Genomic DNA, 25,754 nt, shown 5'->3' with positions numbered 1-25,754 from the left:
ACGGTCGAGCGTGGCCGCGGTTACGTCTCCGCCGTGCAGAACAAGCAGGTCGGCCAGGAGATCGGCCGGATCCCGGTCGACTCGATCTACTCGCCGGTGCTCAAGGTCACGTACAAGGTCGAGGCCACGCGTGTCGAGCAGCGCACCGACTTCGACAAGCTGATCGTCGACGTCGAGACCAAGCAGGCCATGCGTCCGCGTGACGCCATGGCGTCGGCCGGTAAGACCCTGGTCGAGCTGTTCGGTCTGGCCCGCGAGCTCAACATCGACGCCGAGGGCATCGACATGGGTCCGTCCCCCACGGACGCCGCCCTCGCCGCTGATCTCGCCCTGCCGATCGAGGAGCTGGAGCTCACCGTCCGGTCGTACAACTGCCTCAAGCGCGAGGGCATCCACTCCGTGGGTGAGCTCGTGGCGCGTTCCGAGGCCGACCTGCTCGACATCCGCAACTTCGGTGCGAAGTCGATCGACGAGGTCAAGGCGAAGCTGGCCGGCATGGGCCTCGCGCTCAAGGACAGCCCGCCCGGATTCGACCCGACGGCTGCGGCTGACGCCTTCGGGGCCGATGACGACGCCGACGCCGGGTTCGTCGAGACCGAGCAGTACTGAGAGCTCGGGACCGACGGCCGGTTCTTGGGTGCGGGTGCGCTGTGGCTTGTCGCGCAGTTCCCCGCGCCCCTTCCGGACGGGCCCCTGCGGGGCCGCGTCCGGATCTCCGACGGGCAACCGCTCGCTCGGATACTGACCTCGGTACCTGATACGGCCGGGGCAGACACCTAGGAGAAACACCATGCCGAAGCCCACCAAGGGTGCCCGTATGGGCGGCAGCGCCGCGCACGAGAAGCTGATGCTCGCGAACCTCGCGAAGTCGCTGTTCGAGCACGGCCGGATCACCACCACCGAGGCGAAGGCGCGCAAGCTGCGTCCGTACGCCGAGCGTCTGGTCACCAAGGCGAAGAAGGGCGACCTTCACAACCGCCGTCAGGTGCTCCAGGTCATCACGGACAAGAGCGTCGTCCACACGCTCTTCACCGAGATCGGCCCGCGCTACGAGAACCGTCCGGGTGGCTACACCCGCATCACCAAGATCGGTAACCGCCGTGGCGACAACGCGCCCATGGCTGTCATCGAGCTGGTCGAGGGTCTGACGGTGGCGCAGGAGGCGACGGGTGAGGCCGAGGCCGCGACCAAGCGTGCCGCGAAGGACGCCGAGGCTTCTGAGGCTCAGGTCGATGTGACCAAGGCTGATGACGCCGAGGAGTCCAAGGACGCCTGAGCGTCTGCCGGGGGCTGTTCGTCGGCGGCTGCGGCTTCGTCGTAGTTGTTCGCGCAGTTCCCCGCGCCCCTTCAGGGCGTTGGCGGGTCCGTTCCTCTTCGAGGGGCGGGCCCGCTTTTGTGTTGCTGAGAGGATCTGTACGTGAGTGATGAAGCAGCGGCCGGTTACGTTCGTGTGCGTCTCGACCTGTCGTACGACGGGAGCGAGTTCTCCGGGTGGGCCAAACAGGCCGGGGGGCGGCGGACCGTGCAGGGGGAGATCGAGGACGCTCTGCGGACCGTGACGCGGTCGGGTCAGACGTACGAGCTGACCGTGGCGGGGCGTACCGATGCCGGGGTGCATGCCCGGGGACAGGTGGCGCATGTCGATCTGCCGCGTGAGGTCTGGGCCGAGCACAACCAGAAGCTGCTGAAGCGGCTCGCCGGGCGGCTGCCCAGGGACGTGCGGGTGTGGGCCCTCAGGGAGGCGCCCAGTGGCTTCAACGCGCGGTTCTCGGCGATCTGGAGGCGGTATGCGTACCGGGTCACCGACAATCCCGGGGGCGTCGATCCGCTGCTGCGCAACCATGTGCTGTGGCACGACTGGCCCCTGGACGTCGACGCCATGAACGAGGCCGCGCGGCGGCTGCTCGGGGAGCACGACTTCGCCGCCTACTGCAAGAAGCGGGAGGGCGCGACGACGATCCGTACGCTCCAGGAGCTGAGTCTCGCCAAGGGCGACGACGGGATCATCACGGCGACCGTGCGGGCCGACGCCTTCTGCCACAACATGGTGCGTTCGCTGATCGGGGCGCTGCTGTTCGTGGGCGACGGGCACCGGCCGCCTAACTGGCCCGCGAAGGTGCTGGCGGCCGGCGTACGGGACTCGGCCGTGCACGTCGTACGGCCGCACGGGCTGACGCTGGAGGAGGTCGGCTACCCGGCCGACGAGCTGCTCGCCGCGCGCGGCAAGGAGGCGCGGAACAAGCGGTCGTTGCCGTCGGCGGGGTGCTGCTGACCGGCTTCCAGTGGCCCCTCACCGGTGGGCGGAGTTCCAGGTGGTGACCAGGTCCGAGAGGGCCCTGGTGGCGGCGTCGGCGTCGCTGCCGTCGCCGCGTGCCTTGGGGGAGAGTTCCACATGGAGGAACTTGGCGTGGTGGCGCTCCGCGGCCTTGCCCTGGACGTTCGTGGTGCCTTCCAGGGGGCAGCGGGCCGACCAGCCCCGGCAGACCCGCAGGCCGTCGGCCTGCATGCCGTCGGCCAGGGCGGCGGCCTCGGTGAGGGTGCTCCGCGCGGCTCCGGTGGAGAGGACGGCTTCGTACGGGCGGTCCGAGTCCCTGGCGAAGCCGTGCAGTTGCACGCCCGGAACGTCGCGTTTCTGGAGTTCCACGACGATGGCGTGGAAGATGCTGTCCTCCTCGTGGGCGACGTCGGCGGCGTCGCCCCGGCCCGCCTCGCGGTGCGCGCCGGCGAGGACCAGCGAGCCGCCGGGGTTGTCCTCCAGGAGCCGCACGCCGAGGCGTTCGGTGTCCCGGTCGGAGACCGGGTGCGGTACCTGGGCGTTCCAGCGGACGTCGGAGTCGGCGGTCAGGTAGAGGCGTCCCCAGCGTTCGGCCCGGCCGGGGCGGACTGCGGCGATCTCGTCGTACCTGCGGCCGGACTCGGTGTCGGTGAGGCGGGTGAGCTTGAGGCCGAGGGGGTCGAGCAGTCGTTCGGCCTTCGTGGCGTCGCCGTCCAGGAGGTGGCCGACGCTCTCGGCGACGCGCTCGCGCTGGGTGTCCTCCGGTGGGGAGTACCCGGCGTCGGGCTCCAGGTCCGCCGTGTACGTGAGGATCCTGCTGCGGAGGTCCACCAGCTCCCGGGCGCCCGGAGTTGAGTCGTCCGTTGACCGGTCTGGTGCCGATTGACAGCCGAACAAGGCGAGGACGAGTCCGATTTGGACCATAATGCGAGTCAAGTGTGACTGTCTTGTGACGGTAACTTCCGTGGTGCTTGTGCGCTTCATGTGAATATGATGCGGTGACACTTCGTAATCCTCTCCGGATCGCCCGGGCGGCAACCGCTTTCGCGGCCACCATCGCCGTGACGACCGCGTGTACCTCCGCGGCCTCCGCACCGCAGGTGAAGCCGGGTGGCCGCTCGTTCACCGTCGCAGCCGCCGGTGACGTGCTGATCCACCCCGAGCTGGTCGACCAGGCTGCCAAGGATGCCAAGAAGACCGGCGAGGGAGAGGCCGGGCTGGACTTCGGGCCGCTGCTCGCCGGGATCAAGCCGGTCATCAGCAAGGCCGATCTGGCGATCTGTCACATGGAGACGCCCGTCGGAAATCCGCGGGGCCCCTTCGAGGGGTACCCGGAGTTCCTCGTCCCGCCGCAGATCCTCACGACGCTCAAGGGCGTGGGCTACGACACCTGCTCGACGGCCTCCAATCACACCTACGACCACGGCCTCGGGGCCGTGCGGCGCACCTTGAACGCCATGGACAAGGCCGGCCTCGGGCACACCGGCTCCGCCCGCACGCCAGAGGAAGCGGAAAAGATCAACATCCGTGACGTCAACGGCGTCAAGGTGGCCCACCTCTCGTTCTCCTGGATGTCGTTCCTCAATCCGACGCCGGAGAAGGAGAAGTGGGCGTTCAACCAGATCGACACGGACGCCATCAAGGACGCCGAGGCCCGGGCCCGCGAGAAGGGCGCCGAGGTGGTCATCCTCTCGGTGCACTGGGGGCTCGAGCACTACAACGAACCCAGCATTCCGCAGCTGGAGTTGGCGGAGCGGCTCACCACGGAGACCGGGGTCGACCTGGTGATCGGGCACCACGCCCACGTGGTGCAGCCGATCCAGAAGGTGAACGGCACCTGGGTCGCCTACAGCCTGGGCAACCAGGTCGCCCGTCACTCCTCGCCCACCGGGCTCACCGAGGAGGGCGCGATCGGCTGGTTCGAGTTCCGCGAGACGACCGACGGCTGGGACGTCGCGGCCCGCTACGCCACGACGCTGGTGGACATCCCGCCCGAGGTGGAAGCCGGTGAGAAGCCGCCCGCCGGCGCGGTCGAGGACCACCGGCTGGTGGACGTACGGCGGGCACTCGAGACGCCGGGCGACCTCTCAGAGGAACGGCTCGCCCGCTACCGGCTGGCGGCCGACCGCACACGTGGCTTCCTCTACAACCGCGGGGCGCCGGGCGGCGACGGCCTGAAGGAGCTCACGCTGGAGCGTGACTAGCACCACAGCGCATACGGGGCGACCGGCACAACTTCGGCGCTCCCCAACAGTCTTGTATACGGCGGTCCGTTGCCTCTCCCGCGGGAGCGGTGTTCTGTGCGGCCGTTCTTCACCCAGAGAGGCCGGAGGAGACCACCGGTGACACCCACCCGCGCCGTGCGCCCCGTGAAGGGGGGACGGCGGCGCAGCCGGAGACGCGCGGACATGCCACTGCTGGGCGGCGTCCGTCCCCCGATCGCGCTGCTGTGCGTGCTGGTGCTCGCCCTGGCCGGCCTCACCGCCCAGGTGCTCGGCCCCGCCGGCGAGCAGGCCGTACCGCAGGCGGTGCTCTCCTCGCAGCGGCACTTCGCCGAGGACGGTGCCATCGCCCTGCGCGCCTCGATCGACGAGCGGGTCACCGACCTGAACCGCACCGCCGCCGCGCTGAACGCGGGGCCGCCGGTCAAGCCCGAGCGCGTCCTGTCCGACCTGGGCAAGACGTACCAGAAGTGGACGGGCACCACGGTCCTGGACCTGGAGAGCGGCAAGGTGCTGGCCGCCAGGGGTGAAACGATTCCCCTCGGGTGGCTCGACAAGGACGTGCTCACCGGCGACACGGCCCTCAAGCCCCGCATGGTGCGGCTGGAGACCGGTGACGTACGCCTGATGACCATGGCGGTCCTGGACTTCGAGGACGGGCCGCAGCAGCTCCTGCTCGCCTCCAACAGCCTGTCCGTGCCCGCCATCAACCTGGGCCAGTTCCGCTCCATGGCGGTCGTCGCCACCGGCGGGGAGGTCCTCGCCACGGCCGGCTTCGAGCAGTCCGAGTCGCTCAACTCCGACCAGGAGCGCAAGGAGCTGGGATTCCTCCAGAAGCAGATGAGCGGGCTGTCCGCCCAGGCGGCACGGGAGACCGAGCAGGACCCGGTCAGCGCCAGGGAACCGGGCGCCCGCGGCTACCCCGGTGTCAGCGGGACCCTGGTCGGCGGAAGCTACAACGGCCGTATCGCCACCGCCGGTTACGCCTCCCTCTCCTCCGCCGACCCGGAGGAGAAGAAGAGCGTCGGCGCGGGGCTCGGGCTCACCGTCGTCGCCCTGCTGCCCGTGGTCCAGCAGCAGGCCGCCGCTCCGGACCGGGAGCTGTACGGGCTGCTGGCGGCCGGCGCCCTGGTGGTGCTCGGACTGCTCGCCGCGGCCGTGCTGTGGGCGACCGTGCAGCGGCCCTTGCTGCGGCTGTTCCTGGAGTCCCGCCGGCTGGCCCGTGGCGACCTGACCCGCCCGGTGGACGTGCCCCGCTGGGGTGAGGCCGCGCGCATCGGCTCCGCCCTGGAGAGGCTGCGCGCGCAGCTGGGCGGCCCGGCCGATGACCCCGGCGGGCGCCAGCGCGTCAAGGGGCGGTTCGGGGTGCGCGGGCCGCTCGCGCTGACCGCCGTACTGCTGTTGCTGTGGTGTGTGCCCGTCGGCCTCCTGCTGAACCGCACCGACGACTCCGTCAGCATCCCGGCCAGCATGGTCGCGGACCAGCGTGACCGCACCGACCTGGTCGCCGACCGGGTGCGCCGGGCGCTCAACGAGGCGCAGGCGGACCTGGTCTCCACGTCCCGGCTGATCGACCCGGACGACGCCGAGGCCGGCCGCGCCCTGCTGGAGGAGACCCTGCGCGAGCACACCCGCTACCAGGCCCTGTACCTCCTCGACGAGGACGGCGAGGTCGTCGCCCGCGCGGGCAAGGAGCCGCGCGCCGGTTTCGCCGACGCGGACGAGCTGCCGCTGGTCCGGGTGGCCGGCAAGGGCGAGAAGAAGCCGGTCGTCCAGGCCGGGGCGCCCCTGCCGGACCACAAGGGCATGACCCTGGTCGGCGAGGTCCGGGTCGAGTTCCTCAACTCGCTGCTGAAGCGGCCCGGGCTCGGCGAGGTCCGCGTGGTGGACGCCAAGGCGCAGACCATCGCCGCCAGCGACGGCTTCCTGGCCTTCGAGGACCTGCCACGCGACGCGCTCACCGACCTCGTCCGGGCCGGCAGCGTCCACGTCGGCGCCGGTCCCGTCGAGAACGGCCTGCTGATCCGCGAAGGACGCGGGACCACGGTCGCCGCGGCCGCCCCGTTCTCCGGCGGCGGCGTGGCCGCCGACATCGGATGGACCGTGGTCAGCTGGCAGAACGCCAAGGACTTCCAGATCACCCCGTACCAGCGCGAGGACCGCAGCGTCCTGGCCGGACTGCTCGGCCTGGCCCTGATCGTCGTCTGCCTCGGCTGGGTGTACCTGGTCGTGGCCCGGCCGATGCGGGCCCTGGCGGCCGCCGCGGAGAAGCTGGCCGACGGCGACCTCAAGTCCGTGCTGTACCCCCGCTACCAGGACGAGGTCGGCGCCGTCGTGCGCAGCCTCGAACTGCTCCGCCAGCAACTCCAGGCCCGTAAGCAGACCCAGGCGCGCCGGCTCGCGGAGCCGGAAGCCGGCGTTCGGGGAAGGTGACCCAGCCGTGCTCTATCTGTACTTCGTCCTGCTCACCGGCAGCGTGCTGCTGCTGGTGGCGGGCATCGTGGAACAGCGTCGGCACTACGCCAGCCTGCACAGCATCCCGTCGCGCGTGCTCGTGAACGGCATCCGCGGCAAGTCCTCCATCACCCGGCTGTGCGCCGGGGCGCTGCGCGGAGGTGACCTGGTCACCGTGGCGAAGACCACGGGTACGGCGGCCCGGTTCATCCACCCGGACGCCACCGAGGAGCCGGTCTACCGCAAGTTCGGCATCGCCAACGTGGTGGAGCAGATCGGCATCGTGCGCCGGGCCGCCACCTACCGGCCCGACGCCCTGGTCATCGAGTGCATGGCCGTCATGCCGGCCCTGCAGGAGGTGAACCAGAGCAAGCTGATCCGCTCCACGATCGGCGTGCTGTGCAACGTCCGCGAGGACCACCTCGCCGAGATGGGGCCCACCCTCGACGACGTGGCGCGGTCACTGTGCCGCTCCATGCCGGAGGACGGCATCTGCGTCACCGCCGAGAAGGAGCGCTTCCACATCCTCCAGGAGGAGGCCGACGCCCGTAACTGCCAGCTGATCTACGCCGACCCGGAGACCGTCACCGACGAGGAACTGCGCGGCTTCAGCTGGTTCACCTTCAAGGAGAACGTCGCGATCGCCCTCGTCGTGGCCGAACTGCTCGGCGTGGAACGGCGGGTCGCCCTCCAGGGCATGTACGACGCCCCGCCGGACCCGGGCGTGCTGTCCGTCGAGCGCTACGCGACCCCCGAGGGCAAGCGGCTCGCCTTCGCCAACGTCTTCGCGGCCAACGACCCGGAGTCGACGCTGATGAACATCAACCAGCTGCTCGACCTCGGAGCCATCCACCGGCCGCTGAACGTCGTGATCAACTGCCGTCCCGACCGCGTGGAGCGCAACGGGCAGATGGGCGAGATCATCCCCGACCTCCAGCCGGACCACGTCTTCGTCATCGGGCACCCCGCCAAGAGCGCGATCGACGCCATCCCCGCCGAGTGGCGCGACCGCGCCATTGACCTCGGCGGTGAACGCCGGTCGGCCGAGGAGTTCATGCCCGCCCTGCTGGAGCGCCTGGCCGCCGACTCCTCCCTGGTCGCCATCGGCAACATCCACGGCCAGGGCGAGGAACTGCTGGAGTACCTGGCCGAACTCCCGGCGGACGAGTCCGCCCCCGACGACGACGACGCCGCCCGGCCCTCGGCCACGGCCGCCCCTGCCCAGCCGGCCCGCCTGGACCCCTACGCCTCGTACCCCATGGCCTACGAGGAGCGCTACCAGGCCTCCCAGACCCAGGAGATCCCGGTGGTCCGCATCCCCGCCCAGCCGTCGGGGCCGTACGCCGGCGCCGGGTACCCCGAGCCGGCCCCCTACCAGCAGGGGCCGTACGCCGCTCCGGCCCAGCAGCCCTGGCAGCAGTACGCCGACGAGCCCTACGGGTACGTCCCCGCCGACGACGGGGGGCAGCCTCCCCGTGCCTGACGTCCACGTTCCCGACGTCCACGGGCGGGACCCCGCACCTCACGCCCGCCGCTCGCCCCGCACCCGCACCCGTGCCCGGAGACCCCGTTGACCACCGCCGCCCTGACTCCCGAGATGGCCGCCCTCGGCATCGCCATCGGCCTGTTCTTCTCGTTGCTGTGCTACCTGACCACCAACCTGTCGCCCGGCGGCATGATCACGCCGGGCTGGCTCGCCCTGACCCTCATCGAGGACCTCCAGCGGGCCGCCATGGTGGTGGGCGTCACCGCCCTCACCTACGCGGGCACCAAGGTCATGCAGCGGCTGGTGATCCTCTACGGCAAGCGGCTGTTCGCCGCGGTGGTCCTGCTGGGCGTGCTGCTCCAGGCCACCGTGATGATCGTGCTGTCGATCGAGTTCCCGCTGCTGTACGGCAACCAGACCCTCGGCTTCATCGTGCCCGGCCTGATCGCCTACCAGATGGTCCGCCAGCCCAAGGGGGCGACGCTGCTGGCGACCGGCACCGTCTCGCTCATGGCCTACATCGTCGTCGCCGCCGGACTGCTGCTCGGCATCATGCCCACCGTCTGAGAACCGCGTCCCGGCGACCGAGAACCCAGGAGAGAACACATGGCAGGGAAGAAGAAATCGAGGCCGGTCCTGTCCGGCCTCGTGGTGCTGGGGCTCGTCGCGACCTCCGGCTACCTCACCGTGGAACTGCGCAAGCAGGAGGACAAGGGCGTCCCGGAGATCACGAACGTCGGCGTGCTGGACGGCTCGGACCGGGCCGACGGCGCGACGAAGACCCGCGACAAGGGCGGGCAGACCTGGTCCCGGCTGGAGAACCCCGCCCGCTCCGTGCTGCGCGGATCCGACGGCCAGGTCAAGGCGGTGTTCACCGACGGGGCCCGCACCGCGACCCTGACCGGACCGGCCCGCACCTTCACCGAGCCCTCCTCGACGAGCTCCAAGGTCTCCACGACGGACTGGGTCCGCCTCATGCCCGAGCCCTGGAAGAAGGGCGCGGACCAGCAGAAGTGGTTCAAGGACTGGTACGCCGAGTACGAGTCCAGCAAGGAGGACGACCTCCTGGCCATCTCCTTCCAGTACGTCGCGGGCGCCAAGCCGAAGAAGGACGAGCAGGGCACCGTCATCGCCGGTGACGCCAACTTCGGGCCCCTCAACGCGAACGGGGCGGAGGGCGGCGACCTGCGCCTGGAGCAGTCCGACTTCTACGACTACCTCGGCGTCCCGTACCCCTTCCGGGACGGCGTGATCGGCCAGCCGGAGACCGCGCGCGCCCGGTCGATCGACTGCTCGGGATACATGCGGATGGTGTTCGGCTACCGCGCCCGCTACCCGCTCATGTCCTCGGACGAGTCGGGCGACGGCCTGCCGCGCACCGCCAACGGCATGGCCCGCTCCAAGGAGGGTGCCGACATCCTGCCGCTCACCGGCATCTCGGCCAAGGACCGGCCCACCGGCATCGACCAGCTCCAGCCCGGGGACCTCGTCTTCTTCAAGCTCGACACCCGGACCAAGCAGCGCCTGGACCACGTCGGCATGGTGCTCGGCTACGACACCGAGGGCCACCTGCTCTTCGTCTCCAGCCGCGAGGAGGTCAACGGCCCGACCATCGGCGACGTCGGCGGAGTGTCCCGGCTGGACGGCAACGGCTACTACGCCAAGACGCTGCGCAGCGCGAAGAGGCTGTGACCGGGCGCGCGGCGGCGGCCGGTCACTCGTCGGCCGCGGCAGGTCACCCGTTGGCAGCGGCCGACGCCTGGGCCTGACCGCGGCGGTGGATCTGGTCGAACGCGAACTGGGCCAGGTCGTTGCCGATCTTGAAGACCGCGGTGTCCTCGGGCGTCACGTCCTTGCCGTTGGTGAAGCCGGCGTTGGTGAAGTAGGCGTAGCGGCCGTAGGAGTTGCTGGTCGTGCGGCAGAACCCGGACTCGCAGAAGCCCTTCACGCCGCCGCCGGAGAGCGACTTGACGAAGCTCCTCTTGTTGGTCTCGTCCTTGGCCTTGTCGGCCTGGGCCTCGGTGTCGAAGACCGCCACGCCGACCGTCACCGCGATGCCGTCCTTGACGTACGTGGCGCGTATCAGGCGCGTGCAGTCGTTCGCGGTGAGGACCTTGGGGAGCGTGCCGCCGGCCGCCGAGGCGCAGTTCCTCGTGTCGGCCGTGGGGCCCTTCTTGTACGTCGTCCCGCCCAAGGTCAGCTGGGTGCCGGAGAAGAGGGTGTCCGGGCTGAGCGGAGCCGTGTCCTTCTTCGCGCTGGCGATGAAGTCCTTCGGGTCCAGCGGGGGCGGGGCGCTGGTCGGGGCGAACGACGGGGCCGAGGCGGACTCGCTCGGGATGCCGGCCGAGGGCACCTGGGAGGTCGGGCTGTTCGCCTGGTTGTCGCCGCCCGCCGAGACCACGGCCACGGCGACGGCAGCGCCGATCGCGACGGTGGCGAGCGCGCCGCCGCCGACCAGGAACAGCCGGCGTCGTTTGTTACGGGCCTCGGACGCCTCGGCGAGCGCGGCCCAGTCCGGAGACTGGCCGCCCCCGCTGCTCCAGGGCTGCTGCGACTGCGGTTTCCATGGATCCCACTGGGACTGGGGTCCCCCCTGCCCAAAGCTCATGGGGCGCATCTTAGACGGGACATGGGGCGTGCTGGTCCGCCTGGAGGGGCCCTCGAACCCCTAGCGTTCCTCCCATGCGGACGGGCAAAGGCGACATCTGCGGGTGGTTGGGGCGAGTGCTGCCGGCCGGGGTGCTGCTGGTGTGCCTGTGGTCCTGGCCGGTGGCCGCGATCGGGGTGTGGCCGTCGGTGGCGGTCGGGGTGGTGCGGGCGCTGCGCCGTCCGCGCGGCGGCGGCTCCCTGCCGGGGTGGTGCGCCGCCGTGGCCGTCGACGTGCTGCTGGCGTCGGTGTTCCCGTACGTGCGGCCGGTGCGGCGCCGGACGCTGAGGAGGGCCGTTACCCTGTGTGCGGGCCTGTGCGTCTGCGTGGCGGATCGTCGGCGGTGATCCCGCGTTTTGACCCCTGTGGTGAGCCCCGGTATTCTGCTCTTTCGTTGTGTATTGGCTTGCTCATTCTCACGGGACGGGCCCTTACACCGGTCCACCGGGCCGATGACCAGCGACCAGCACGCGGTTTGCGTCACCGCAGTGCGGTCAAGGCTGTCGTGATCGTTTCGGTGACCTGTTCAGGACCATTCACTCGAAGCGAAGGCTACGAACCGTGCGTACGTACAGCCCCAAGCCCGGCGATGTGACGCGCCAGTGGCACGTCATCGACGCCCAGGACGTTGTCCTGGGTCGTCTCGCCACCACCGCAGCGACCCTCCTCCGGGGCAAGCACAAGCCGATCTACGCACCCCACGTCGACGCTGGTGACTTCGTCATCATCATCAACGCGGACAAGGTGCACCTGTCCGGCAACAAGCGGACCCAGAAGATGGCGTACCGCCACTCCGGCTACCCGGGTGGTCTGCGCTCCGTCCGCTACGACGAGCTGCTCGACAAGAACCCCGAGAAGGCCATCGAGAAGGCCGTCAAGGGCATGCTCCCCAAGAACACTCTGGGCCGTCAGATGCTCTCGAAGCTGAAGGTCTACAAGGGTGACCAGCACCCGCACGCCGCGCAGCAGCCGCAGCCGTACGAGATCACCCAGGTCGCGCAGTAAGTCCGGCCACCCCCTAAGACTGAACAGAATCTGAGGAGAATCGTGGCCGAGACCACTGCCGAGCAGCCGCTCGAAGAGCTTGACATCGACAGCTACACCACCGAGTCCGAGGTCCCCGTCGAGGGTGAGTACACCTCGGAGTCCATGGCCTCCCGCTTCGGCGAGCCCCAGCCGGCCGCCGGCCTGGGCCGTCGCAAGAACGCCATCGCCCGCGTCCGGATCATCCCGGGCACCGGCAAGTGGAAGATCAACGGTCGCACCCTCGAGGACTACTTCCCGAACAAGGTGCACCAGCAGGAAGTCAACGAGCCCTTCAAGGTGCTCGAGCTCGAGGGCCGCTACGACGTCGTCGCCCGCATCTCCGGTGGCGGTGTCTCCGGTCAGGCCGGTGCGCTCCGTCTCGGTGTCGCCCGCGCGCTGAACGAGGCGGACGTGGACAACAACCGCGGCCCGCTGAAGAAGGCCGGCTTCCTCAAGCGCGACGACCGTGCGGTCGAGCGCAAGAAGGCCGGTCTGAAGAAGGCCCGCAAGGCCCCGCAGTACAGCAAGCGCTAATCGCGTCGCTGTCCTTGCGACTGTCTTCGCAACGATCGCCCCGGCGGCACGTTCAGTGCCGCCGGGGCGTTCCCGTACACAACCCCTGTGGATGTCGGACCGTCCCGGGGGATGTACTGGAGCCGCACTCTCTCGCAATTCGGAGGACACCACAGTGGGACGACTCTTCGGCACGGACGGCGTGCGCGGTGTCGCCAACGCGGACCTGACTGCGGAGATGGCCCTCGGCCTCTCCGTGGCCGCGGCGCACGTACTGGCCGAGGCGGGCACGTTCGAGGGACACCGGCCGACCGCCGTGGTCGGGCGTGACCCGCGCGCGTCCGGGGAGTTCCTGGAGGCCGCCGTGGTCGCGGGCCTCGCCAGCGCCGGCGTGGACGTCCTGCGGGTCGGCGTGCTGCCGACGCCGGCGGTGGCGTACCTGACCGGAGAGCTCGGCGCCGACCTCGGTGTGATGCTCTCCGCGAGCCACAACGCCATGCCCGACAACGGCATCAAGTTCTTCGCCCGCGGCGGGCACAAGCTCGCCGACGAGCTGGAGGACCGGATCGAGTCCCTCTACGAGGAGCACCGCACCGGCGCCCCGTGGGACCGGCCGACCGGAGCCGGGGTGGGCCGCGTACGCGAGTACGAGGAGGGCTCCGACCGGTACGTCGCGCATCTGCTGCGCGCCCTGCCGAACCGGCTCGACGGGCTGAAGGTCGTCCTCGACGAGGCGCACGGCGCCGCCGCCCTTGTCTCGCCCGAGGCGTTCCAGCGGGCCGGTGCCGAGGTCGTCACGATCGGGGCCGAGCCGGACGGGCTCAACATCAACGACGGGTGCGGATCCACGCACCTGGACAAGATCAAGGCCGCCGTCGTCGAGCACGGGGCCGATCTGGGCATCGCGCACGACGGGGACGCCGACCGGTGCCTCGCCGTGGACCACACCGGCGAGGAGGTGGACGGCGACCAGATCCTGGCCGTGCTCGCCCTGGCCATGCGCGAAGCCTCCACACTGCGGTCCGAGACGGTCGTGGCAACGGTGATGTCCAACCTGGGCTTCAAGCTCGCCATGGAGCGTGAGGGCATCCGGCTCGTGCAGACGGCCGTGGGCGACCGGTACGTGCTGGAGGAGATGAAGGAGCACGGGTTCGCCCTCGGGGGCGAGCAGTCCGGGCACGTGATCATCCTCGACCACGCGACGACGGGCGACGGCACGCTGACCGGGTTGCTGCTGGCGGCGCGGGTCGCGCGCAGCGGGCGTCCGTTGCGGGAGCTGGCGTCCGTGATGGAGCGGCTGCCGCAGGTGCTGATCAATGTGCCGGATGTCGACAAGTCCCGGGTGACGACGTCGGCCGAGCTGTCCGCGGCGGTCGCCGACGCGGAGCGGGAGCTGGGGGCCACCGGGCGGGTGCTGCTGCGGTCCTCGGGGACCGAGCCGTTGGTGCGGGTGATGGTGGAGGCGGCGGATATCGAGCAGGCTCGGTCTGTTGCCGGGCGGTTGGCCGATGTCGTGAAGTCCGCCCTGGGGTAGTTGGTCTTTGCGGATCGGGGGTGGGGGCTGCGGTAGCTTGCGGGCTGACCGTTCGTCGTGGTTTGTCGCGCAGTTCCCCGCGCCCCTCAAAGCCTGCTGACCTGCTGGCGTTGTGTGGACCAGAGCCATTTCTGTACCAGCAAGGTCAGCGTGCCGGCGACGATGATGCCCAGCAGGTTCAGCAGGAGTTGTTCTGTGGAGCCCTTGGTCTGGGCCATGTCGCCGTAGCTCAGGGCCACTGCCGCGTTCGCCGCGGCCGGGATCGTGGTCACCGAGATGGCCACGCCCACCAGAGCACCCGACTTGGCGGAGGTCAGGGAGAGCGTGCCGGCGATGCCGGCCAGGACCGCCACGACGAACGAGAACCAGTCGGGGGCGTAGATGAAGCCCGTGTTGGGGCGGTCCGCCCTGAGCTGCCGCTCGCTGAACAGGTCGACCGCGTCCATGAAGAGGCTGAAGCCGACCGTCACCGCCATGGCCACCGCGAAGCCCACCAGGAGGGCGATCAGCGAGCGCAGGGCGAGCCGTGCTTTGCTGCGGACGATCGCGGTGCAGATGCCGGCGAGAGGGCCGAACTCCGGGCCCACCGCCATGGCGCCCACGATGAGGATCGCGTTGTCCAGGACGACACCGCAGGCCGCGATCATCGTGGCGAGGGTGATGAACGCGAGGTACGTGGCGGAGAGGGTCGACTCCTCGTGCGTCGCGTCGGTCAGCTGCTCCCACAGGACCGCGTCCGCGCCCTCGCCGGGGGCGTCGGCCGCGGCCTGGTCGGCCCGCTCGGACAGCGACAGGTCGATGGCCTCGACGGCGATCGAACCGCTCGTGTCGATGCCCAGCTCCCGCAGGCCGGTGAGCAGTTCGTCGCCCGCCTCGCGCGCCACGTCGCACATCACGACGTCCCCGGCGGGGTCGCGGGCGGTGTCCGGCAGTACGACGAGGTGGGTGGTGCCGACCGTCTGGTCGATCAGCCGCACCACGTCGTCGGTCTTCTCGGACGGCGTGATCAGGCGCAAGTGGAGCATGACGGCTATCTAACCGGTCTTTCCCCCGGGCGTCACAGCTTGCGCAGGCTGAGGCGCTGCACCTTGTGGTCCGGGCCCTTGCGCAGGACGAGGGTGGCGCGGCCGCGGGTGGGGGCGATGTTCTCGACCAGGTTGGGCCGGTTGATCGTGCGCCACATCGTCCGGGCGTAGTCGAGGGCCTCCTCCTCCGAGACCTGGGTGTACTTGCGGAAGTACGAGGACGGGTTCTGGAACGCGGTCGCGCGCAGCTTGCGGAAGCGGTCGAGGTACCAGTGCTCGATGTCCTCGACGCGGGCGTCGACGTACACGCTGAAGTCGAAGTAGTCGGCGAGGCCGACCCGGGTGCGGCCGTCCTTGCCGGGGAGGGCGGGCTGGAGGACGTTCAGGCCCTCGACGATCAGGATGTCGGGGCGGCGGACYGTGAGCCTCTTGTCGGGGACGATGTCGTAGATCAGGTGGGAGTAGACGGGGGCCGTGACCTCGTCCTTGCCGGCCTTGATGTCGGCGACGAAGCGGGTCAGCGCACGGCGGTCGTAGGACTCGGGGAATCCCTTCCGTGACATCAGGCCGCGGGCCTGGAGTTCCTTGGTGGGCAGCAGGAAGCCGTCGGTGGTGACCAGTTCGACGCGCGGGTGTTCCGGCCAGCGCGAGAGGAGGGCCTGGAGGAGCCGGGCGACCGTCGACTTGCCCACGGCGACCGAGCCGGCGACTCCTATGACGAACGGGGTGCCGGACTGGGAGCCCTGCTCGCCCAGGAAGGTGTTGAGCGCGCCTCTGAGGCCGTCCGTGGCACCGACGTAGAGGTTGAGGAGTCTGGACAGCGGGAGGTAGATGTCCCGCACCTCGTCGAGGTCGATGACATCGCCAAGACCGCGCAGCTTCTCGACCTCCTCGGCCGTCAGCGGCAGCGGCGTCTTGTCACGCAACGCGCTCCACTCGGCTCGGGTGAGGTCGAGGTAGGGAGTCGCCTCCGGCCGCTGCCGGTGGGCGCTCCGGGGTATCGAGGAGACCGGAGAGATCACAGTCCATTGTTACGGGCGTACGAACGGACGGTGAGGTGGGATCCGTCACGCATGGGTCCCTGGATCCTCCTGTGTGGGAGAAAACCGGCCAAGGGGAGGAATGTCAGTGGCGTGCGTCACAGTTGTGGGAGAAATGGGCCCAGGCCGGGGTCCAGGAACGCCGAGGGGTGACCCATGACGTATGCGATAGAGGCGGAAGGCCTGGTCAAACGGTTCAAGGAGACCGAGGCGCTGGCCGGTGTGGATCTGGCGGCCCGCAAGGGCACGGTGCTCGGGCTGCTCGGCCCCAACGGTGCGGGCAAGACGACCGCGGTGCGGATCTTCGCGACGCTGCTGCGCCCGGACGGGGGCACGGCCCGGGTGGCCGGCCACGACGTGGTCCGGGAGGCCGGGGTCGTGCGGGCCATGGTCGGGCTGACCGGGCAGTACGCGGCGGTCGACGAGAACCTGACCGGCACGGAGAACCTGCTGCTCATCGGCCGGCTGCTGGGCCTGCCGAGGCGGGAGGCGAAGGCGCGCGCGGGGGAGCTGCTGGAGCGTTTCCAGCTGACGCACGCGGCCGGCCGGGCCGTGAAGACGTTCTCGGGAGGCATGCGCCGGCGCCTGGACCTCGCGGCCAGCCTGGTGGGGCGGCCCCGCATCCTCTTCCTCGACGAGCCGACCACGGGCCTCGACCCGCACAGCCGTGGTGAGCTGTGGGACATGCTGCGCGGCCTCGTCGCGGACGGTGCGACCGCCCTGCTGACCACGCAGTATCTGAACGAGGCCGATGTGCTCGCCGACGAGATCGTGGTGATCGACAAGGGCCGGGTGATCGCCGAGGGCACGCCGGACCGGCTGAAGGCCCAGGTCGGTGGCCAGGTGCTGGAGCTCCGCCCGATCCTCGGACAGGACCTTGCGCGGGCGCACACCCTGGTGGCCGGGGCCGCCGGCCCGGAGGCCCGGATCGAGGGCGAGATGATCACGGCGCCGGTGAAGGACCCCGAGCTGATGCCGGCCGTCGTGCGCGCCTTGGACCGGGAGGGGATCGCGGTGGGCGAGCTGGCCCTGCGCCGTTCCTCGCTGGACGAGGTCTTCCTCGCCCTGACCGGCCACCGCGCCGAACCGGGCGAGCCCGAGCAGAACGGCGGCGCGGCCGTCCGGGACCAGGACGAGGGCGAGCTGGAGAAGGCGGTGAGCCGGTCATGACCGCCACCACCGTCACCGCGCCCGTCACCGCGTCGGGCCGCGTGCCGCCCCTCGCTGGAGTGCGGCAGACCTTCACGATGGCCTGGCGGAGCCTGGTCGCCGTCAAGCACAACCCGCTCGAACTGGTCGACTACAGCATCACGCCGATCATGTTCGTGTTCCTGTTCACCTACGTACTGGGCGGGCAGATGGCGGGATCGCCCGACGCGTATCTGAAGTACGCGCTGCCCGGGATCATCGTGCAGAACACCCTGTTCATGACGATGTACACGGCGATGGCGCTCAACACCGACCTCACCAAAGGTGTCTTCGACCGGCTGCGCAGCCTGCCCATCGCGCGCTCCGCCCCGCTGATCGGGCGGATCACCGCCGACCTCGCGAAGCACGTCTGGGCGATGCTGCTGATGATCGGCCTCGGACTGGCCCTCGGCTTCCGCATCACCGGCGGGTTCGGCGGGTTCCTGCTCGGCGCGCTGCTGCTGGTGGTGTTCGCCGCGGCCGTGTCGTGGAGCGCCGTACTGATCGGAATGCTGGCCGGTGACGCGGAGAAGGTGCAGGCGTTCGCCTTCACCCTCATCTTCCCGATCACCTTCACCAGCAGCGCCTTCGTCGTCGTCGACACCATGCCGGGCTGGCTCCAGGCGTGGAGCGACGTCAACCCGGTCACGCATCTGTCCGACGCCTTCCGCGGGCTGCTGCTCGGCGGAGCGGTGGCGGAACCGGTGCTGTGGTCGCTGGTGTGGGCGGCGGGGATCGCGCTGGTGTTCTATCCGCTGGCGATGAGGGCTTATCGGGCGAAGGCGTGAGAGTAAGGGGTCAGGTCTTCGTACCCCGGTGGGAATTTCCGATTTCGGGCACGCTGCGGCCGGTTCGGCGCGGGAATCGACCCTAAGCTGCCGCCCATGTGTGGAATCGTGGGATACGTGGGGCCGCAGTCGGCGCTCGATGTCGTGATGGCCGGGCTGAAGCGGCTGGAGTACCGGGGCTACGACTCGGCGGGCTTCGCCGTGCTGGCCGACGGCGGGCTGGCGGCGGCCAAGAAGGCCGGCAAGCTCCTCAACCTGGAGAAGGAACTGGACGGCAGGCCACTGCCGACGGGTACGACGGGCATCGGCCACACCCGGTGGGCCACACACGGCGGACCGACGGACGCCAACGCCCACCCGCACATCGACAACGCGGGCCGGGTCGCGGTCGTCCACAACGGCATCATCGAGAACTTCGCCCTGCTGCGGGCCGAGTTGGCGGAGCGCGGGCACGAGCTGACCTCCGAGACCGACACCGAGGTCGTCGCGCATCTGCTCGCCGAGGAGTTCTCGTCGTGCGCGGACCTGGCCGAGGCGATGCGGCTGGTGTGCCGGCGGCTGGAAGGCGCGTTCACGCTGGTCGCGGTGCACGCCGACGAGCCGGACGTGGTGGTGGGCGCGCGGCGGAACTCGCCGCTGGTGGTGGGCGTCGGAGAGGGCGAGGCCTTTCTCGCCTCGGACGTCGCCGCGTTCATCGCCCACACGCGGTCGGCGATCGAGCTGGGGCAGGACCAGGTGGTGGAGCTGCGCCGGGACGGCGTGACGGTGACGGGCTTCGACGGCCGCCCGGCCGACGTCCGTTCGTACCACGTCGACTGGGACGCGTCGGCCGCGGAGAAGGGCGGCTACGACTACTTCATGCTCAAGGAGATCGCCGAGCAGCCCAAGGCGGTCGCCGATACGCTGCTGGGCCGGATCGACGGCTCCGGTTCGCTGACCCTGGACGAGGTGCGGATCCCCGCGGGGGTGCTGAGGGAGATCGACAAGGTCGTCATCGTCGCGTGCGGTACGGCCTTCCACGCCGGGATGATCGCCAAGTACGCCATCGAGCACTGGACGCGCCTGGCGTGCGAGGTGGAACTGGCCAGCGAGTTCCGGTACCGGGACCCGATCCTGGACGCGCAGACCCTCGTCATCGCGATCTCCCAGTCCGGCGAGACCATGGACACGCTCATGGCGCTGCGGCACGCCCGCGAGCAGGGCTCCAAGGTGCTGGCGATCTGCAACACCAACGGCTCGACGATCCCGCGCGAGTCGGACGCGGTGCTGTACACGCACGCCGGTCCCGAGGTGGCCGTCGCCTCCACCAAGGCGTTCCTGACGCAGCTCGTCGCCTGTTACCTGGTCGCCCTGTACCTGGGGCAAGTGCGGGGCACCAAGTGGGGCGACGAGATCCGGGCGGTGATCCGCGACCTGTCCTCGATCGCCGGTGCGGTGGAGCAGGTCCTGGGCACGATGGAGCCGGTGCGGGAGCTGGCGCGCACGCTCGCCTCGAAGAACACGGTGCTGTTCCTCGGCCGGCACGTGGGGTATCCGGTGGCGCTGGAGGGCGCGCTGAAGCTCAAGGAGCTGGCCTACATGCACGCCGAGGGGTTCGCGGCGGGGGAGTTGAAGCACGGGCCGATCGCCCTGATCGAGGAGGATCTGCCGGTGGTCGTCGTGGTGCCGTCGCCGCGCGGGCGGTCCGTGCTGCACGACAAGATCGTGTCCAACATCCAGGAGATCCGGGCGCGGGGTGCGCGGACGATCGTCATCGCGGAGGAGGGGGACGAGGCGGTGGTGCCGTACGCGGACCACTTGATCCGGGTGCCGGTCACGCCGACGCTGCTCCAGCCGCTCGTGGCCGCGGTGCCGCTCCAGGTGTTCGCGTGCGAGCTGGCGACGGCTCGCGGGAACGAGGTGGATCAGCCCCGGAACCTGGCGAAGTCGGTGACGGTGGAGTAGCGGAGCGACGGGAAGGGGCGAACGGCCGGTCGCCGTTCGCCCCTTGAGCAGCCGGTCAGGCCGTCAGGTGCGCAGGCTCAGATGGGCAGGCAGGTCGCCGGGACCCAGCCTTCCACGCTGGTGCTGTTGGGGCCGCCGAACCACCACTTGTTGCTCTTCTTGCCGCAGGCCGTGTAGCTGCCCCCCGTGACGGGCTTGCGGTCGCCGAAGCAGACCCCGCCCTTCTGGCCCTTGCCCCAGGTGCCGAGAGCCGTGGCGCTCGTCCTGGGCGAGCTGCGGAGGTTGACGGTTGCCTTGGGCTTCACGTTGACCAGCGCGCTGCTGCAGTCCGGCTTCGTCGCCGCGGCGGCGGTGCCCGCGGTGGCGACGGCGCCGGTGAGGGCCGTGCCTATGAGGGCCGCAGTGGTCAGTGCGGTGCCCAAAGACTTCAACTTCAAGGCTGTGTCCTCCCGTTGGTGCGATGCCGTTTGCTCATCGCGGTCATCGCGAACTGTACAAGGGGGAGGGGGAGTTCACGCTCGCGGGGTCTCCGCTGGGGGTTCGGTGCGCGGGGCGTTCGAGGAGCGCGGTGGAGGTTGCTGCCGGGAAGGCGGGGGTGGCTCGGGTCAGTACGGGAAGCTCCAGGGCGCCGGCGGCGTGCGGCTGTACGCGAGCTTGGTCCAGCCGTCGGGGGTCACCTGGTAGAAGTCCCCGTTGTCACCGTCCATCCGCGAGCTGCCGTTCACATGCACGACGTCCGCGTGGAGGCGGTAGTGGAAGCCGCCCATCATGCCGACCACACGGAAGAAGATCTGTCCGCTCAGACCCTCCGTCAGCGGGGACAGCGGCGGCAGCAGGTGTTCGATCTCGTCGAAGCAGCTGCCGGTCCGCTCCCGCAGCATCGCGTGGAAGTGGTGCTCCAGCGCATCGGACGGCGAGGGGAGTTGCCGCACCTCGACCGGCTCCAGGAGCTCCACCAGGTGGGTGTGACCCCGCTCCCGCGCGATGTCCACGGGGCGCAGTCCGTCCCGGGTGCGCTGCGTGCGCCAGGCACCGTGCGCGATCAGCCGGGAGACGACGGCGATCTCGGCACCGTGCCAGGCGGCCTGGTGCAGCGGGGCGAATCCGGTGCGGTTCCCGGGACGGGCGAGGTTGACCCATCCGGGGTTCTTCCCCAACTCCGCGAACAGGCCGTCCCAGTCGGCGTCCCGGGCCAGGTCCGAGAACCGGTCCCGGTCCTTCAGATACCAGTCGTTGTAGCGCTCGCGGTCGGTGAGGCCGTCCCATTCCATGCGGATCAGGTTAGGCGGCGGGAACGGAGCCGGTGTCGGCGGGGAACGCCCCGGCATGACCGTAGGGTGCTGGCCATGAGCATCATCGGGGTCGGGATCGACGTCGCCGAGATCGATCGGTTCGCGGCGTCGCTGGAGCGTACGCCCGCGTTGGCCGGACGGCTGTTCGTGGAGCGGGAGCTGTTGCTGCCCAGTGGGGAGCGCCGGGGGGTCGCCTCCCTGGCTGCCCGGTTCGCTGCCAAGGAGGCCCTGGCCAAGGCGCTCGGGGCCCCGGCCGGGCTGCTGTGGACCGATGCCGAGGTGTGTGTCGAGGACAGTGGGCAGCCCTGGCTGCGGGTGACCGGGACCGTGGCGGCGCGGGCCGCCGAGCTGGGGGTGCGGTCCTGGCATGTGTCACTGAGCCATGACGCGGGTGTCGCCTCGGCCGTGGTGATCGCGGAGGGGTGACGGGGGCGGGGGAGCTACGACATGGACCACAGGAGCATGGCCGTGCCGATGAAGCCCGCGGCGCCGAGGGCGGTGCCCGCCGCCGCGGTCCACATGCGGCCCGTGCCACGGCGGGCGTAGTGCATGCCCATCGCGCCGAACGTGATGGCCAGCGCTCCGGCCAGCACCGTCCAGGGGATCAGGAACGCCCAGGTGCCCGCGGCGGAGAAGGTGCCGAGGACGAGTGCCGTGGGGCCGAGGGCGGTGGCGGGTGTGTCGGTTTCCACGGGTCGGGTTGATCCGGTCATGTTCTGCTCCCCCTTTTTGAACGAGTTCAAAACGTGCCTCGATAATAGCGTGCGAGTCCCGTCCAGGAGGGCATGGCATGACCACGGTGGAGGGCGTCGACCCTCGCGGTACGCAGCACTGCGAGACGTCGGCTCTGGGAGTGTTGCTGCGGCACCAGGGGCTCGATCTGTCCGAGCCCATGCTCTTCGGCCTCGGCTCCGGGCTGTCCTTCATCTACTGGGACAGCAAGAACATGGACTTTCCCTTCCTCGGCGGGCGGGTCAAGCCCTTCGAGCTCACCAGGAACCTGGCCGCCAGGCTGGGGCTGGAGCTCGTGGTCCAGGAGACCGGCTCCGCCCGTAAGGCATGGGAGAACGTGGCGACCGCCGTCGACGCGGGCCGCCCCGTCGGGCTCCAGCTCGACAGCTACCACCTGGACTACTTCACCTCGAAGGCGCACTTCGGCGGCCATGTCGTCGCCCTGTACGGCTACGACGAGCATGACGCCTACCTCGTGGACACCGACCAGCAGGGCGGAGCGGTGACCACGAGCCTGAGCAGCCTCGCCCGGGCCAGGGCCGCGCGCGGACCGATGACGGCCAGGCACCGGTCCTTCACGCTCACCGCCGCCGAGAAGATGCCCTCCATCGAGAGCCGGATCATTCCGGCCATCACCGAATGCGCCGGCGCGTTCCTCGACCCGCCCATCGCCAACCTCGGCCACCGGGGCATCGAGAAGGCCGGGAAGCTCGTACCCGCCTGGCTCCAGCGCACCGGCGCCCCCCGGCGGGACCTGCCGCAGGCCGCCCTGCTGATGGAGAAGGCGGGCACCGGCGGTGCTCTGTTCCGCAACCTCTACCGCGACTTTCTCGCCGAATGCGCCCAGCTCGTCGACAGCGGCCATCTGCGCACCGGCCACAGGCTGTACTCGGAGGCGGCCGGCTTGTGGACCCACGTCGCGGCGCTCATCACGAACGCCGGTGAGTCGGGCGATGAGCAGTGCCTCGCGCGGGCAGGCACCGTCCTCCGTGACATCGCGCGCATCGAACGCGAAGCCATGGAGGCGCTGAGCCGCCTGCGCGGTGAAGCCCCCGCCGGGTGAGGCGAGGGCTTCACGGGCGCGGGCGTCAGCAGATCGACTGGCTGCTGTTCACCCGCGTGATGTTGCGGAACGTGGTGTTCTCGCCGCACGGGCTCTCCCTGATGGCCGAGTTGGTGACCGTCAGGTTCTGGATGGTGATGTCCTTGTTGTTCGGGAACTCCGAGCGGGCGGCCAGGCGCAGTTCGCCGCCGCCCGTGATGGTGCCGCTCTGGGCCGCGAGGTTGACGTTGTAGCAGTTCTCGATCAGGACCGAGTTGTTGCCGGTGTTGGAGATCGTCACCTTGTCGATCGTCGCCCCGCCGCTCTCCGACACGCAGAACACCCCGCGTCCGCCGCCGCGCGCGATGACCTCGCCGACCCGGATGTTGGTCGGGTAGCCGCTGCCGACGCGGCCGTTGCGGTTGGCCATGCGGAAGGCCGCGTAGCCGGTGCCCGTGCCCGCGTTCTCCGCGTCCACCTTGGTGACGCTGGCGTTGATGGTCTGGTTGAGCAGCAGGCCGGACTCGCCGACGTTGCGGGCGGTGACCGTGCCGATGGTGATGCCGTCGACGCCGTAGGTCTCGACGGCGTGGCTGGAGGCGCCGGAGACGTAGACGTTGCCGATGCGGACGTTGCGCGTCCACTGGCTGGTGTCGCCGCGGTTGTCGATGCGGATGCCCAGGCCGCGGGAGAGGCGCATGTCTATCTGGCCGAGCACGACGTTCTGCACGTTGCGCAGGAAGATGCCGTAGAGCGGGGTGCCGGTGAGCTTGAGGTTCTGGACCTCGACGTCGCGGGTGCCGCGGGAGTAGACCGGCGCCTGGTCGCCGGAGCCGCTGCCGGTGACGTTGATGGTGCCGCAGACGTCGAGGACGGTGTAGCTCGGGAGCGAGATGCGTGAGCCCGCCGAGATCGAGCCCGAGCCGCGGACCACGACCCGCTCCTTCGACGTGCGGCCCGACGTGAGGCTGTTGACGGCCGCCTGGACGGCGGCGCGCATGTCGGTGCCGGTGTAGACGGTGCTGCCGCCGCGCCGGGCGGTCCAGTTGCTGCCGTTCTGCACGGCCTCGGCCTGAAAGGAACCGTCTCCGCAGGCCGTCGCTCGCGTGGGGGCGGCGGTGGCGGGGGCGGTCAGGGTGCYGGCGGCGGTGAGGACGGCGGTGGCACCGGCGGCGGCGAGGAATGCGGCTCTGCGTCCCATGGTTGCCTCGGTTTCGTCGAACGTGGGGGGTGTGCAAGCGCTTTCTGCGCGGCCGGTGAGTCTGGCAAAGGGCAGGCAAAGCGTCAATGGATGCGACACGGTCCGCAGGTGCGCGGGATGCGGGGGAGTGGCCGGGCGGTCGTACGGGAAACTCGACCGCATGCGTAGTGCGTACAGCGTGGAGACGGTCAGGACCGCCGAACGGGAGCTGATGGCGCGGCTGCCGGAGGGGGCGCTGATGCAACGCGCCGCCGCCGGACTCGCCGCGGCCTGCGCCGACCTGCTGGGGCGGGTGTACGGGAGCAGGGTCGTGCTGCTGGTCGGAAGCGGGGACAACGGGGGTGACGCGCTGTACGCCGGGGCCCGGCTGGCCCGGCGCGGGGCCGGTGTCACGGCGGTGCTGCTCGCGCCGGAGCGGGCTCATGCCGGGGGACTCGCGGCGCTGCGGCGGGCCGGGGGGCGGGTCGTGAGCACCGGTGATGGTGAAGGTGCCGGCGGGAGCGCGCGGGGCGTCGAGGAGTTGGTCGAGCGGGCGGATCTCGTCGTCGACGGCATCGTCGGGATCGGTGGGAAGGGCGGGCTGCGGCCGGACGCGGTGCCGCTGGCCGCCGCCGCCGAGCGGTCGCGGGGCGCCGTGGTCGCCGTCGATCTGCCCAGCGGGGTCGACGCCGACACCGGGGAGGTGCGCGGCGTCGCGGTCCGGGCCGATCTGACGGTCACGTTCGGGACGCACAAGCCGGGGCTGCTGATCGATCCCGCGCGGGAGTACGCGGGGTCCGTGCGGCTGGTCGACATCGGGCTGGAGCTGCCGGCCGAGCCGGATCTGGAGGCGTTGCAGCACGCGGACGTGGCGCGGTTGCTGCCGGTGCCGCGGGCCGAGAGCGACAAGTACCGGCGGGGTGTCGTGGGCATCGCCGCCGGGTCCGCGCGCTACCCCGGAGCCGCCGTGCTGGCCGTCGCCGGGGCGCTGCGGGGCGGGGCCGGGGCCGTGCGGTACGTCGGGCCGGCCGGTGACGCCGTCCTCGCACGGTTCCCCGAGACGCTCGTGTCGGACCAGGGGCCGAAGCATGCCGGGCGGGTGCAGGCGTGGGTCGTCGGGCCGGGGGCCGGGGACGACGCGGCGACGGTCGGGGAGGTGCTGGCGGCGGACGTCCCGGTGTTGGTCGACGCCGACGGGCTGCGGCTGGCCGAGGCGGGGGTCGTACGGGCGCGGCGGGCGCCGACCCTGATGACGCCGCATGCCGGGGAGGCGGCGGCGCTGCTCGGGGTCGACCGGGCGGAGGTCGAAGGCGGTCGGCTGGCGGCGGCGCGGGAGCTGGCCGGGCGGTACGGGGCGACCGTGCTG

General features: G+C 70.6%; 26 protein-coding genes. 18 read left to right on the top strand and 8 right to left on the bottom strand.

Annotated elements, in window-relative coordinates; all coding sequences use genetic code 11:
• From CA983_RS16345 to truA, 3 genes are all read left to right on the top strand, one after another.
• Window positions 1-609 (top strand): DNA-directed RNA polymerase subunit alpha (locus CA983_RS16345; RefSeq protein WP_279628439.1); only part of this gene is annotated, 609 nt, incomplete at its 5' end.
• Between the two features lie 181 nt (window positions 610-790).
• Complete coding sequence (gene rplQ, locus CA983_RS16340) at window positions 791-1,276, top strand: 50S ribosomal protein L17 (RefSeq protein ID WP_086601631.1); 486 nt, start codon at window positions 791-793, stop codon at window positions 1,274-1,276.
• Window positions 1,277-1,417: 141 nt separating this feature from the next.
• Window positions 1,418-2,272, top strand: coding sequence for a tRNA pseudouridine(38-40) synthase TruA (gene truA, locus CA983_RS16335; RefSeq protein ID WP_086601630.1), 855 nt, complete (start codon window positions 1,418-1,420; stop codon window positions 2,270-2,272).
• Between the two features lie 18 nt (window positions 2,273-2,290).
• Here truA and CA983_RS16330 read toward each other — a convergent pair whose 3' ends face one another.
• Window positions 2,291-3,106, bottom strand: coding sequence for a hypothetical protein (locus tag CA983_RS16330; RefSeq protein ID WP_425276452.1), 816 nt, complete (start codon window positions 3,104-3,106; stop codon window positions 2,291-2,293).
• A 224-nt stretch (window positions 3,107-3,330) separates the two neighbouring features.
• Between CA983_RS16330 and CA983_RS16325 the strand changes: the two genes are divergently transcribed.
• The 5 genes from CA983_RS16325 (at window position 3,331) to CA983_RS16305 (ending at window position 10,129) form a co-directional block, all read left to right on the top strand.
• Window positions 3,331-4,479, top strand: a complete 1,149-nt coding sequence (locus CA983_RS16325; RefSeq protein ID WP_086601634.1) for a CapA family protein — start codon at window positions 3,331-3,333, stop codon at window positions 4,477-4,479.
• Window positions 4,480-4,683: 204 nt separating this feature from the next.
• Window positions 4,684-6,930: a HAMP domain-containing protein gene (locus tag CA983_RS16320; protein ID WP_086601629.1), complete on the top strand. Its 2,247-nt coding sequence runs from the start codon at window positions 4,684-4,686 to the stop codon at window positions 6,928-6,930.
• Window positions 6,931-6,937: 7 nt separating this feature from the next.
• Window positions 6,938-8,434: a poly-gamma-glutamate synthase PgsB gene (pgsB, locus tag CA983_RS16315; RefSeq protein WP_244206922.1), complete on the top strand. Its 1,497-nt coding sequence runs from the start codon at window positions 6,938-6,940 to the stop codon at window positions 8,432-8,434.
• 87 nt (window positions 8,435-8,521) lie between these two features.
• Entirely contained in the window at window positions 8,522-9,004 is a 483-nt protein-coding gene (locus tag CA983_RS16310; protein WP_020276280.1) for a poly-gamma-glutamate biosynthesis protein PgsC/CapC, read from the top strand.
• A gap of 39 nt (window positions 9,005-9,043) precedes the next feature.
• The gene (locus CA983_RS16305) at window positions 9,044-10,129 is read left to right on the top strand and encodes a C40 family peptidase (protein WP_086601628.1); all 1,086 of its coding nucleotides are present in this window, start codon (window positions 9,044-9,046) and stop codon (window positions 10,127-10,129) included.
• Window positions 10,130-10,172: 43 nt separating this feature from the next.
• Here the strand turns inward: CA983_RS16305 and CA983_RS16300 are convergent, their stop codons facing one another.
• Entirely contained in the window at window positions 10,173-11,054 is an 882-nt protein-coding gene (locus CA983_RS16300; RefSeq protein WP_208636978.1) for a hypothetical protein, read from the bottom strand.
• A 65-nt stretch (window positions 11,055-11,119) separates the two neighbouring features.
• Here CA983_RS16300 and CA983_RS16295 point away from each other — a divergent pair, with 65 nt between their 5' ends.
• The 4 genes from CA983_RS16295 to glmM all read left to right on the top strand — a co-directional run bounded on the left by CA983_RS16295 (window position 11,120) and on the right by glmM (window position 14,157).
• Entirely contained in the window at window positions 11,120-11,431 is a 312-nt protein-coding gene (locus tag CA983_RS16295) for a hypothetical protein (protein ID WP_086601626.1), read from the top strand.
• A 214-nt stretch (window positions 11,432-11,645) separates the two neighbouring features.
• Complete coding sequence (rplM, locus tag CA983_RS16290; protein WP_086601625.1) at window positions 11,646-12,089, top strand: 50S ribosomal protein L13; 444 nt, start codon at window positions 11,646-11,648, stop codon at window positions 12,087-12,089.
• Between the two features lie 42 nt (window positions 12,090-12,131).
• Window positions 12,132-12,644: a 30S ribosomal protein S9 gene (gene rpsI / locus CA983_RS16285; RefSeq protein WP_086601624.1), complete on the top strand. Its 513-nt coding sequence runs from the start codon at window positions 12,132-12,134 to the stop codon at window positions 12,642-12,644.
• A 154-nt stretch (window positions 12,645-12,798) separates the two neighbouring features.
• The gene (glmM, locus tag CA983_RS16280) at window positions 12,799-14,157 is read left to right on the top strand and encodes a phosphoglucosamine mutase (RefSeq protein WP_086601623.1); all 1,359 of its coding nucleotides are present in this window, start codon (window positions 12,799-12,801) and stop codon (window positions 14,155-14,157) included.
• A gap of 86 nt (window positions 14,158-14,243) precedes the next feature.
• On the opposite strand, the gene CA983_RS16275 is transcribed toward glmM, so the two are convergent.
• Window positions 14,244-15,182, bottom strand: a complete 939-nt coding sequence (locus CA983_RS16275; protein ID WP_086601622.1) for a DUF389 domain-containing protein — start codon at window positions 15,180-15,182, stop codon at window positions 14,244-14,246.
• Between the two features lie 32 nt (window positions 15,183-15,214).
• A complete protein-coding gene (gene coaA, locus CA983_RS16270) occupies window positions 15,215-16,204 on the bottom strand; it encodes a type I pantothenate kinase (protein WP_086601621.1) in 990 nt (329 codons plus the stop codon).
• A 174-nt stretch (window positions 16,205-16,378) separates the two neighbouring features.
• Here coaA and CA983_RS16265 point away from each other — a divergent pair, with 174 nt between their 5' ends.
• From CA983_RS16265 to glmS, 3 genes are all read left to right on the top strand, one after another.
• Window positions 16,379-17,392: an ATP-binding cassette domain-containing protein gene (locus CA983_RS16265; RefSeq protein WP_086601620.1), complete on the top strand. Its 1,014-nt coding sequence runs from the start codon at window positions 16,379-16,381 to the stop codon at window positions 17,390-17,392.
• Window positions 17,389-18,198, top strand: coding sequence for an ABC transporter permease (locus CA983_RS16260; RefSeq protein WP_086601619.1), 810 nt, complete (start codon window positions 17,389-17,391; stop codon window positions 18,196-18,198). The genes CA983_RS16265 and CA983_RS16260 overlap by 4 nt, the downstream gene beginning before the upstream one ends.
• Window positions 18,199-18,294: 96 nt before the next feature.
• Entirely contained in the window at window positions 18,295-20,142 is a 1,848-nt protein-coding gene (glmS, locus tag CA983_RS16255) for a glutamine--fructose-6-phosphate transaminase (isomerizing) (RefSeq protein WP_086601618.1), read from the top strand.
• Between the two features lie 77 nt (window positions 20,143-20,219).
• Here glmS and CA983_RS16250 read toward each other — a convergent pair whose 3' ends face one another.
• Entirely contained in the window at window positions 20,220-20,579 is a 360-nt protein-coding gene (locus CA983_RS16250) for an SH3 domain-containing protein (protein ID WP_143645498.1), read from the bottom strand.
• A 168-nt stretch (window positions 20,580-20,747) separates the two neighbouring features.
• Complete coding sequence (locus CA983_RS16245; RefSeq protein WP_086601616.1) at window positions 20,748-21,413, bottom strand: ankyrin repeat domain-containing protein; 666 nt, start codon at window positions 21,411-21,413, stop codon at window positions 20,748-20,750.
• A gap of 75 nt (window positions 21,414-21,488) precedes the next feature.
• Between CA983_RS16245 and CA983_RS16240 the strand changes: the two genes are divergently transcribed.
• Window positions 21,489-21,860, top strand: coding sequence for a holo-ACP synthase (locus tag CA983_RS16240; RefSeq protein ID WP_086601633.1), 372 nt, complete (start codon window positions 21,489-21,491; stop codon window positions 21,858-21,860).
• A gap of 14 nt (window positions 21,861-21,874) precedes the next feature.
• Here CA983_RS16240 and CA983_RS16235 read toward each other — a convergent pair whose 3' ends face one another.
• A complete protein-coding gene (locus CA983_RS16235; RefSeq protein WP_086601615.1) occupies window positions 21,875-22,147 on the bottom strand; it encodes a hypothetical protein in 273 nt (90 codons plus the stop codon).
• A gap of 77 nt (window positions 22,148-22,224) precedes the next feature.
• Here CA983_RS16235 and CA983_RS16230 point away from each other — a divergent pair, with 77 nt between their 5' ends.
• Window positions 22,225-23,229: a BtrH N-terminal domain-containing protein gene (locus tag CA983_RS16230; RefSeq protein ID WP_086601614.1), complete on the top strand. Its 1,005-nt coding sequence runs from the start codon at window positions 22,225-22,227 to the stop codon at window positions 23,227-23,229.
• Between the two features lie 25 nt (window positions 23,230-23,254).
• Here CA983_RS16230 and CA983_RS16225 read toward each other — a convergent pair whose 3' ends face one another.
• Window positions 23,255-24,409 (bottom strand): hypothetical protein, encoded by a 1,155-nt coding sequence (locus tag CA983_RS16225; RefSeq protein WP_086601613.1) that lies wholly within the window; start codon window positions 24,407-24,409, stop codon window positions 23,255-23,257.
• A gap of 160 nt (window positions 24,410-24,569) precedes the next feature.
• Between CA983_RS16225 and CA983_RS16220 the strand changes: the two genes are divergently transcribed.
• A partial coding sequence (locus CA983_RS16220; RefSeq protein WP_086601632.1) for an NAD(P)H-hydrate epimerase occupies window positions 24,570-25,754 on the top strand: 1,185 nt, incomplete at its 3' end.

It is taken from the genome of Streptomyces swartbergensis, assembly GCF_002148965.1.
Lineage (GTDB): Bacteria > Actinomycetota > Actinomycetes > Streptomycetales > Streptomycetaceae > Streptomyces > Streptomyces swartbergensis.
This window is presented reverse-complemented; position numbering and strand designations above follow the sequence as displayed.

Coding starts and splice junctions, on each gene's coding strand:
- rplQ (WP_086601631.1), top strand. CDS start 791: ATGCCGAAGCCCACCAAGGGTGCCCGTATGGGCGGCAGCGCCGCGCAC.
- CA983_RS16320 (WP_086601629.1), top strand. CDS start 4,684: ATGCCACTGCTGGGCGGCGTCCGTCCCCCGATCGCGCTGCTGTGCGTG.
- CA983_RS16305 (WP_086601628.1), top strand. CDS start 9,044: ATGGCAGGGAAGAAGAAATCGAGGCCGGTCCTGTCCGGCCTCGTGGTG.
- CA983_RS16300 (WP_208636978.1), bottom strand. CDS start 11,054: ATGCGCCCCATGAGCTTTGGGCAGGGGGGACCCCAGTCCCAGTGGGAT.
- CA983_RS16295 (WP_086601626.1), top strand. CDS start 11,120: ATGCGGACGGGCAAAGGCGACATCTGCGGGTGGTTGGGGCGAGTGCTG.
- CA983_RS16275 (WP_086601622.1), bottom strand. CDS start 15,182: ATGCTCCACTTGCGCCTGATCACGCCGTCCGAGAAGACCGACGACGTG.
- CA983_RS16265 (WP_086601620.1), top strand. CDS start 16,379: ATGACGTATGCGATAGAGGCGGAAGGCCTGGTCAAACGGTTCAAGGAG.
- CA983_RS16260 (WP_086601619.1), top strand. CDS start 17,389: ATGACCGCCACCACCGTCACCGCGCCCGTCACCGCGTCGGGCCGCGTG.
- glmS (WP_086601618.1), top strand. CDS start 18,295: ATGTGTGGAATCGTGGGATACGTGGGGCCGCAGTCGGCGCTCGATGTC.
- CA983_RS16245 (WP_086601616.1), bottom strand. CDS start 21,413: ATGGAATGGGACGGCCTCACCGACCGCGAGCGCTACAACGACTGGTAT.
- CA983_RS16240 (WP_086601633.1), top strand. CDS start 21,489: ATGAGCATCATCGGGGTCGGGATCGACGTCGCCGAGATCGATCGGTTC.
- CA983_RS16235 (WP_086601615.1), bottom strand. CDS start 22,147: ATGACCGGATCAACCCGACCCGTGGAAACCGACACACCCGCCACCGCC.
- CA983_RS16230 (WP_086601614.1), top strand. CDS start 22,225: ATGACCACGGTGGAGGGCGTCGACCCTCGCGGTACGCAGCACTGCGAG.